The 10,360-nt window shown below is 71.8% G+C and carries 1 pseudogene; it reads left to right on the top strand.

Annotation, left to right across the window (positions count from 1 at the left end):
- Window positions 1-10,360: pseudogene (locus ABZ646_RS30435) on the top strand (hypothetical protein); the annotation flags it as partial.

Genomic DNA, 10,360 nt, shown 5'->3' with positions numbered 1-10,360 from the left:
CTGCGCCACCGGGCCCCGCTGGTCGACCGGCGCCGATGTGGCGGGCGAGCCGTCGCACGACCCCCTGGAGCAGCCGATCGCCGGCCAGTTGCTGTCCAACATCTGGAACCGGCCGGTGTGGACGACCGGCAGCGGAGACGAGCCCGTGCTGGCCGTCTCCGCCCCGGAGCTCGGCCTCGACGTGCGGTTCCAGCTCGCCGAGGGCGACTGGTGGGCAGGGTTCAAACCGGAGCCGTCCACCGCACAACTCGGCCGGATGGCTGAGCAGGTGACGGGCGACCGGGGCCGGGCCGGGGACGTACTGCGCTGGGTGCGGGCGATCCGCATGATCTACGGGCCTCCCCGGAAGGACGACGCCGCGCCGTTCGAGGCTCTGCTGCACGGCTTCTGGGCGCTGGAGCGGTGGCGGTCGGGCAACGGTGACGGGCAGCCGCTGACCTGGGCTCACCTGCGCTCCTTGATCACGCGCCACCATGCGGCGACCGGCCGGCCGGAGCCGGAACTCGCGCAGGCACTGCCCGCGCTCCTGGCCTCGGCCGCCGACGCGGTGGGGACCGCGCTGCCCCTGCACGGACCACCCCTGGCCCCCCGCCACCAGAGCAGGCTGTCCGTGCAGGGAGCCGAGTCCGCGACGGCGGCGCGCATGGCGGGCGCGGTGACGTCCCTGTTCGGCCCGCGCATCACCAGCAGTCCGGCGTACCGTTCGCTGCTCACCGCGGTGGTGACGGCCAGGCGTCTGACCGGCGGCAGCCAGCCCGCTCTCCAGGCCCTGGCCCGCCAGGCGCTGCGCCTCGGGCCGACGGCCCCGGTCGGGCCGGAGCAGATGGGTGCCCTCCTGACCCTGCTCGCCCGCGCCACGGCGCTGGGCCGGGCGGGCAGTATGGCCGAGCTGCATTCGCTTCTGCCGTCACAGGTCCCCACGCGCCCCGACGTGGCCGCTGGGGTCACCAACAGGCGGCGCCCCCACAAGCGGCGCGGCGAAACGCTGCTCACGGAAGCGCCGGTGTCCCACGAGCCGCACGGCGAAGCGCTGCTCACGGAAGCGCCGGTCACCCAGGTGGATGCCGGCTCGTCCACGGCCCCGACGGAAACAGCCGGCGTTCAGACCGCCGCGCCGGCGCCCGGTACGGCCCAGCAGACCGCGGCAACCGGCGCCGGATCGGCCGCATCGGTGTTCCCCGCCGTACACGCGCCGCGGTTCCCGCGCTTCTTCACGCAGCGGTCGTACCGGAGCCGTTCCGAGTCGTACGGGATTGCGGCCGCCCGCGCGCTGGCGAACGACCCGCTCGTGCTCGAGCACGCTCAGCAGGCGCTCGGCCGCATCGTCGAGAGGTCCATGAACGCCCCCGGCGGCATGTCGGACGACTTCCAGAAGATGCTCTACAACCGGCCGTCGCTGAAGGGCTTCGACGCGGACGCCGAGCAGCAGCGCCTGTTCGACCCCGACAACCCGCCGCCGTTCAAGGACGTGATGGGCGCGCTTGAGCGTGTCGTGGCGCGCTACGCGTGGGAAAACGGTCTGGCAGGGCCGGTCGGTGTGCGGCTGCGTGACGCGGCGTGGGACGCCGAGATGCGGCGGCGCGGCTACCACGGATCGCGTGAGCTGACATCCGAGCAGCGTCAGCAGGCGCGCGACATCGAGTTGATGCTGCGCGTCCACCAGCATCTCGGGCAGGACGCCGGTGACGCGTTCATGTTCCGCGACGCGGTGGCGGGGTGGTACCTCTCGCGTCCGGACGCGTTGCCGTGGGAGTGGTTCCTCGACGTCTCGCACCGGGCCGGGGTGTGGGACGAGCAGGTGGAGCCCGATCCGTGGCTGACGGACATGTCCCGGGTGCACGGGTGGATGCACGGCGAACTCGACCCCCTGGGGCGGCCAGACCACGGGAACGGGGTGCCGGAGGTACTGTGTCACCTGCCGCACGTCGAGATGTACGCCGAGCGGACAGCGCCGCTGCTGAGTGACGAGGTCACCGGACTCGGGGAGTGGGTCAATCCCGGTCCTGTACTGGTGCGGGCGCTGAACGAGGTCGCGGGGCTGACCGGTGCCGCGGCGGATCTGTGGCGGCAGCGCCGGGAGGCGCTGCGCGACGTGCTGCGCGACCCGGGCACCCTGCGGGCTCTGCGACGGCTCTCTCGCGGGCACTCCATGGCGCTGGCGCTGGTGTCCGGTCCCGACGCCCGGTTCTTCGAGCCTGCAGTGCTCAGGGAAGGGCCGCGGGCGCTGGACCGGCTGCGGGAGCTCATCCGTAAGGAGGGAGGGGAAGCGGATCCCGAGGACAGGTCGACCTGGCCGCTGCTGATGCTGCGCGACTCAGCTGTCCGGGCCGTGATCGGCCGGTCCGCCCCGCCAGCCGACGTGGCGGCGGTGGTTGAGGACTTCGTGGACCAATTCGTCGATGAGCGGCTGCTGGCCGAGGTCCGCGGCCATGCGTCGATGGCCGAAGAGGCGCTGGACACGCTGCCGTCGAAACCCGCTGACGGCCGCTCGGCGCTGTACATCCGGACCGCGCCGGGGGCGCTGTTCGGAGGGGCGAAACCCTACGCGGTCCCGGGCCAGGAGATTCCGCTGGAGGCGTTCGAGGCCGGTTCCACCGACCGTGCCGCGGCGCTGCAGGAGCTGAACGACCGGCTCGAGGGGGCCGAGCCGGGGACCCGGCACGGGGTGGTGCTCGAGGCCGTGCGGCCACTGTCGTCCCGTGAGACGTCGGTCTGGTCCCTGACGCCGCGGAAGCGCACGGTGCAGTCTCCCCGGGCGATGAGACTGCGGACCCTGGGACGCACGTACGGCAGGGACGGGAAGAGCGGCCTGTGGTACGAGCACATCGTCGCCACCGAGGTGCCGGAGCCGACGTCCAACATCGCCTGGGACAACGAGATCCTGGTGCGCGACATTCACACGCCGGATGGAGTGTGGTTCGGCTATGCGAGCCACACCTCTCGGGACATGGTCCTCCGCAGGCGTACCTACTCGCGCTTCCCGCATATGACGCAGTACAGGGTCAAGGACAGCCGGAAGGGGACGTACGGCCCACCGCGCCCCTGGCCGCTGCCGTCCGGAACCGAACCGCGGACCGGCAAACCAGAGTTTGTCATGAGTGCCGCGCACGGCTTGCCCGACTCTGTCCTCGTCGTCGGGCGGTTCGGTCCCAAACTTCTGAGTGGCACGCAGAGCGGGGCCGAGTCCGCCCGGCGGCTGGCCGAGGCGGGGGTGGCCGACGGCACGCCCTTGTTGCAGTGGCAGTGTTCGGTGGGCAGCAGGCGTCCCGGCCTGCCGTCGGTGGCGCAGCAGGCGGTCGACGAGCATCCGCCGCAGCGCGACTCCTTCGCGGGGACCACCCAGGTCGGCTATTTCTCCGACGGACGGGACGACATCCTGCTCCGCCCGGGGTGGGGCGCGGCACCCGGCGTTGAGTTCGTGAAGGTCCAGCCGCGGGACCTGCCGCGTGCGGACGCGCCGGCGCCCTCGGCCGAGCCGTACTTCGCCGGCCAGGCGGCGCGCTACCCCGCGGGAGTCGACGAGTTCTTCGAGCACGCGGCGATCTACGAAGCGGCGCTTGGCCAACGGCTGTCCGAGGACCCGGCGTCGTCGGCCATCATGCGGCAGGTCGTCAGGGCGATCGCCGACTCGGGCCGGTTCCAGGTGGCGGTCGACCCCGGCCGACCCGGTGTGCCTCTGGACGATTTGATCGACATCACACGTGCTGCGGCAGACGCCAGTTACCCGGCTCACGCCGCCCCGCTGATCGTTGACCCTTCGGTCCAGCAGCAGCTTGCGCGGGAGCGCGGCATCAGGCTCGCGCAGGCACCCAGTACCCGGGGGATGTACTGGTTGTACCAGGATCTGGACCTGCCGGCTGAGCACTTCCCCGCGTTCGTGCGGGCTGTGTTCGGCTGGGGGCTGTCCAGGCGGCATCCCCTGGCCGCGCTCCTGTCCGACCTGCACACCTCGGAAACGAGCGGGAACCAGGCGGCGCTCACCGCGGCGCTGGCCGGCAACGGGCCGCACCTGTACGGCCTGGCCGACGCCATGTTCGCGCCGCGCGACGGGCTGCCCGCGGGTGATCTAGCGGACCGCCTGCGCCCGCCGCACTGGCGCATGCACACCGAAGGCATGTCGTGGCTCGCGGCGGCCCCGGACGGAGTCCAGGTGCCACAGGGGCTGATGCGGGCCGTGCGGCTGCTGGGGGCCTCGGAGGATGTGCCGTCGGTCCCGGCGGGTGAGCGGTCGCAGCTGGGCGCGGACACCTGGGCGGACCGGCACGCCGCGGCCCGAGACTGGAACGACGGATCGCTGGACCGCCTCGACCCGGCGCACGTCATCGCGCTGTACCTGCTCAGCCACGACGGCAACCGCCGGATCCTGGGATCGGGTGCCGACGAACTCTCCTTCGCCGAAGGCGCGGCGAGGCTGGAACCGCTGGTGCGTCAGGAGATCGACGACGCGGTGCACCGGGCGCGGCACGGCCACGGGCCCTACCTGCCGCCGATACTGCGGCATCCGATCCCGCAGGGTCACGCAGACCGGATGGCGGCCGTCCCACCAGGTACTCCCGCGTTCGCCGCGGTGCGCCGGGACATGCTCCACTCGATCCCCTCGCTGGCGCAGGTCCTGCGCTTCCAGCTCCCCATCAACCTGGGGCTGGCGGCGGAGGGACTGGCTGCGCGGCCCCCCGTCGACCGTACGGTGTACTTCGCCTTCGAAGCCCCGACGGCGGGGGCCGCCGCGAGCCTGACGAGGCTGAACGTGCGCCAGTTCGAGCGCGTCGAGTGGGATCCGGCCGCGGCGCTGGGGTCGCTGTCCGGCAAGGCCCCCCGCGTCCTGGTCGCGGTGGAGAAGTCCACGGCCCGCGACGTCACCGCGGTGGCGCACGATCCCAGCGTGCCTCAGATCCGGTATGCCGCGGCGACCGACCTGGAGGTCCTGTCGTATCAGGTCCGCGTGGACAGCGACGGCACCTCCTACGAGATGCTGCGGGTGAAAGAACTGCCGTCGGCCGATCCGCGGGAGGCGCTGGACGCGGTGCGGGCAGTCGCCACCGCGGCGGAGGCACATATCGCGCTGCTGCCCGGCAGCGCGGCCGTCCAGAGCCCGGCCGACCTCGCCCATCGGCCTGCTGCGGTGGCCGGCACATCGCAGGCGCCGCATGCCGACTCCCCGCCCGTGCCCGAGGAGCAGGCCGGATCGAGCCGGGACGTCGCATCGACTGCGGTGCCTTCCGGTGAAGCCTCCGCGGAGGAGACCCGGAGCCGGGACGGCGACGTCGACACGGCCGACGCCGGGACGGCGGAGGGTTCTGCACTGGCCGAACCACAGACCGGAGGTGCCGCGGGTGAAGCCGCCGAGCAGAACGAACGCGATCCGGAGTTCCCCGCCTACGACGGGCCGGAGGCCGAGAGCGCGAGGTGGAACTACGACGTCGCACTCGGCAGGGCCATCGCCTCGGACCCCAAGGTCGGCAAGCACGCACGGATGGGCCTGCGGCACCTGAGCGGGCTGCTGAAAGCGGCCCACCCCACCCATTACCGCCGCCTGTTCTTCGCGCCGGAGAACCCGGCGAACGCCCATCGGAAGGAGGAGATGCGCAGGCTGCTGAGCACGCGGAACCCCGCTCCTCTCGAGGAGGTGATGGACGCCTTCGCGCAGGCCGCCCCCGTCTATGCCCAGGACAACGGCATCGCCGCCGCGCCGCTGCCCGAGTTGGTGTTGCGGGTCTACCAGCACATGGACGTTCCCGACGGCGACGAGCTGTTCTTCAGGGACGCAGTGCTGGGCTGGCTGCTGCCCCGTGGCGGCCACTCGCTGGCACAGCTGCTGGCGATGACGCAGCAGGCGGTGCGCGACGAGGCGGAGCCCGACGCGACGCAGATCAACGAGGCGCGGCTGTACGGCTGGGCCAGCGCGATGCTCGACCCCAAGGGCCGGGTGTCGGCGAAGTTGTTCGCCGCAGACCCCCAGATGAGGGAGGCGCTGGAGCGGCTGCCGCACGAAACGCTGTACCACCGGCAGACGGCGGACCTGCTGACGCAGGAGGTCACCGGGGAGCCTGGGACGAGCAAGATGATCACCGTCCTGGTCGGCGGCATGGCGGCCGGCGTGGCAACCTCCGCCGAGGCGGACGCCGTGCGGCAGCGCCGGGAGGCATACCGGTGGTGGCTGCGGCATCATCGCGTCACAGCTCCCCTGAGGCCTGTCCAACCCGGGCATGTGGTGGCGCTGCACCTGGCCGGCGGTCCGGACGCCGCGTTCTTCGCCCCGGAGATCATCCGCGGAGGACCTCAGGCGCTGCACCGGCTCCGGGAGATGATCCGTTCGTTCGGTGACAAGCTGGCCGGCGGCGCACCGCGTTCGGACATGCCGTCAGTGCTTCTCGAGGACCCGCGTATCAGCCGGCTGGCCGACCAGCCGCCGGAACAGCGTTCGGGACAGCGGGTGCGGGCGGCGTTCGCCGAGGCCGCGCGGAGTGCCGATGACGGGATGGTGCAGGACATGGCCCGGCATGCGGCGATGGCCGTGGAGGGGTTGCGGCTGCTGCCCGAGTACGGCGGCTCGGTGTTCTTCCCGTTGTGGAGGCCCGGTCCGCTGCACGGGCAGCACGACTACGCCACGGAGGGCTGGGAGTTCCAGGCAGACCGGTTCTTCCGCTCGCCGACGAACAGGGAGGTGCCCCTTGAGGAGTTGGCGCGCTCCGCGGGGCACAAGCAGGGCCACCCGGTGATGGTGGAGGTCCTGCGGTCGTCGTCGCGCCTGACCGCCATGCTCGCCAGGGAGCCGCGTCGGGGCGAGGCGCAGTACGCCGCGCCTGTCAGGTTCCGGTTCAAGCAGTACACGCTCACCCGCGACATGGCGACGGGTCTGGATTACGCGCACGTCACTGTGGTGGAGGTGCCGCAGCCGATCCCGGCCGAGCCTTGGAACCGGCAGATCATCACGCGGTGGATGACCACGTCCGACAAGCGCCGGTTCGGCGTGGCCGCCTTCACCACGCGGGACTGGAACCACCGCAAGCGCACCTACCCGCACCTGTTGTCGGGTGCGGGCTTCTCCCCGCTTGCCAAGGGCCGGACGCCCGAGACAGGCGAGCAGGCGTGGTCGCTGATACCGGAAACCGTCTCGCGGCCGCAGGCCGCCGGTATGGGTGCCTTCTTCTGGGCGTCGCACGGTTCTCCGCACTACTTCAAGGTGCCGTCCCCTTACGGCTTGCGGCGCGCCGGAGGCACCGAGGTCGGCCGGATCATCGAGCAGCACATGGACGGGCTGGGCCTGCCGAAGAACCTCGCGGCGTATGTGTGGTCGTGCTCCGCGGGCAGGGAGCGTCCCGGCGCCGCCCAGCTGGCGAAGTTCGTGGCAGGCGTCCAGCCCGCCGAACGGGAAACGATCGCCGCCACCTCGGAACTGAGCACCACGATAGTGCGGGGCACGGACCCGTCCGTCCGGTTCGCCGTCAAGGCGACGCCGCAGGTACCGGAGCCTGAAGTGGTGGTCTTCCGCCGGGCGGACGGGCAACCGATCGCCGCCCGTCTGTCGGACGATCCGCACGACGTCGTTCCGGCCGGGTGGTATCGCGGCCTGTACGGAACCTCGCAGTGGAAGTCGATCGCCGAGAACTACGAGAACGTCTTCGGCGCGGCGATAGGGCGCGGACCGGAGTCGGTGGCTGCCGTGCGGCAGGCGCTGAAGGCCCTGCCCGGCGAGTACAAGGTGTCACTCGACCCTGACCGCTCCGAGCTCACGTCGGATCAGCTCATGGCGGCGTTTGACAAAGCGGTCGCCGGTCGCCGCGGTGAGAGCACCATCACGATCGCAGCGAACAGCGCGGCGCACGAAGAGTTCAGCGCTCGGCGCGGTTTCGTTCTCAGCAAGGGACGGTTCAGGAGTTTCAAGCCGCTGATCGACGCCCTTCTGTCGCTGCGCCTGCCCGCCGAGACCCGTGACGCCTTCGTGGCGGCACTGGTCGGCTGGGCGTTGACCAACGGCTCCCACACCTTGGTCGAGATCCTCACCGACCTCCAGCGTGCCGATAAGGTCTTCACCAACGACACCGAACTCAGCAGCGCCATCGCCGGTGACGCGGTGCACCTGTACACCTTCGCCGACGCCCGTTTCGCGCCGCGCAACCAGGCCTCCTCAGCGCGAACGGCCGAGGAGTTGCGCCTCCCGCAGCACCAGGCGTACGCCCACCGCACGCAGTGGCTTGCCTCCCAGCAGCCGGGCGCTGCGCAGACCGCCGCCGATCCAGCGCATGCCACCGCGTTGTTCCTGCTGGGCAGCGAAGCCGACGCGCCGCTGCTCGATCCGCGGCTCCTGGCCGGCGGCCGGAAGGCGCTGCTGACGGCTCTGCACCAGGCAATGGACCGGGCAAGGGCAGGCGACGCGGCGGGCTTCCCCCTGCTGCTGCGGCAGGACCAGCGGTTCCGCGATCTCACCCGGGACGCGGCGCACGTCAGCCCGGCAGACTCCCGGTTCGACCGGATCCGTGCGCGGTTGCATGATCGTGCCGAACGCCTGTCGGACGGTCTGTACGACGAGATTCCGCTGCACCTCGCGATGGCGGCCGAGGCCCGCAGGACACTGCCGCCCGTGCGCAAGCCGGCGTACTTCGCCTTCCTGGCCCCGGCCGAGGGGACGTCGACGGCCCTGCGGTCACTGAACGTCAACCCGACTCAGTGGCTCCGGGCGACCCCGCAGGCGGCGCTGGACAAACTGGGTCACGTCCAGGACCCGGCCCGCCGGGTCCTGGTGGCGGTGGAGAACTCATCGGCCGGTGCCATCGGCGAGGATGATCTCAGGTACCCGGCGGCGGTGGATCTGTCCGTCGAACCACAGGAGCCGGGCTCGGACAGTGGCGGACGGCCGTTCGAGATGCTGAAGGCGGTCGAGATGCCGCGGACCGGGCCCGGTGACGCGGTGCGGCTGGTCGCCCGCGTCGCGGCGCCGACCTCGGACGACGGGGACAGCACCGGCGACGAGGAACCGGAAAGCGCGTCCGCGCGTCCTGTCGCCGGTTCCGCCGGCACGGCGCAGACCGGCGCCGTGCACACGGTCCACTCGGGACAGGAGCACTCCAACAGAGCGCAGGCGCGCACGACCTCGCGCGGTGGCGCCAACACCGCGCGCCTGACCGCACCGCCGCCGTCCCGCCGCGCCGGGGCCCCGCTGGAGCCGATCCCGGAGAACCCCTCGGCCCCCGCCTCGTTCAGCACCCCCCGGCCCGTGTGGATCGGGCAGGACCTCGACGAACGGCGGCCGGCCCGGCTCGACCCGGACATGCCACCGGCGTCGGCGTACGTCGGCACAGCGGCGGAGGACCTGCTGGCGCCGTTGCCGGGCACCAATGTGCTCACCCAGAGTTCCGTTGACGAGCAGCCCGTGCTGATGTCCCCACCCGCCACCACATCCGATGAGTCCCGTTCCGTCGTGCACCGTGCCGCACGGAACGCGGCACCGGCGTCTGAGGAGTCACCCGCCGACCGGCGCTGGAACGCCGGTCCCGAACCGGCCGGTGGCGGATCCGACCCGCGGCTGACCAACGCCCCTGCCGCCCTGCCGCTTCGGGCCCCGGGACACACGGCGTCCCAGCAGGCGGGACCGTCGCATGCGCCGGCAGCCCACACGTCCGACCCCATGGTGCGGTTCCCCGACCTGTATTTCGGGGACCGGCGCACGTGGCTCAGGACGGCACTCGACTTCGAGCATGCGATCGGCCGTGCGCTGTCCGCGAGCACTCTGCTGCTGATAGCCGCCCAGAGGGCTCTGCTGACGCTGCGCAACCGCCTGGTCGTCGGTCCTGCCGACTACCGCCTGTTCTTCCCGCCCGGTCAGCTGACGGACTCCGCCGCCCACGCGGCGTTCGGACAACTGGTGTCCGTTCGGAACTTTCCCGCGCTGAGTGCGGTGATGGAGGCGATCGCACGAGGAGCGGCGGTCCACGCGCGGAACAGGCAACTGCCCGGGCCGGCTCCCGCGGACCCCGGCCTGACCGCCCGGCTGACCGAACTCGGACATCCGCTCGTGGACGAGCGCGTGGCCGAGAAGGCGGAGCGGATCCGCGAGGCCGAGCTGGTGATGCGGGTCTACCAGGATCTGAACGTGCCCAAGGGGGACCCGCTGGTCTTCCGCGACGCCGTACTGGGCTGGATGCTGTCCGAGGACCCCGCCCCCACACTGGCGGAGCTCCTTGGTGCCGCCCAGCGGGCCGGGATCGCCGACAAGGACGGCGCGCAACCACTGGAGCCGGACCTGCGGACAGTGTCCTCCGTGGAAGCCGACGCGTCCCAGCTGTACGAGCCCGGCGGCGGCTACGGCACCTGGTACCTCGACCTCACCAACACCACGAACCGCACCTGCACCGACGTCCAC

Origin of the sequence: Streptomyces sp. NPDC007162, from assembly GCF_040634175.1 — a bacterium.
Classification (GTDB): Bacteria; Actinomycetota; Actinomycetes; order Streptomycetales; family Streptomycetaceae; genus Streptomyces.
The sequence above is the reverse complement of the archived record's forward strand: the minus strand, read 5'-3'. Positions and strand labels throughout refer to the sequence as shown.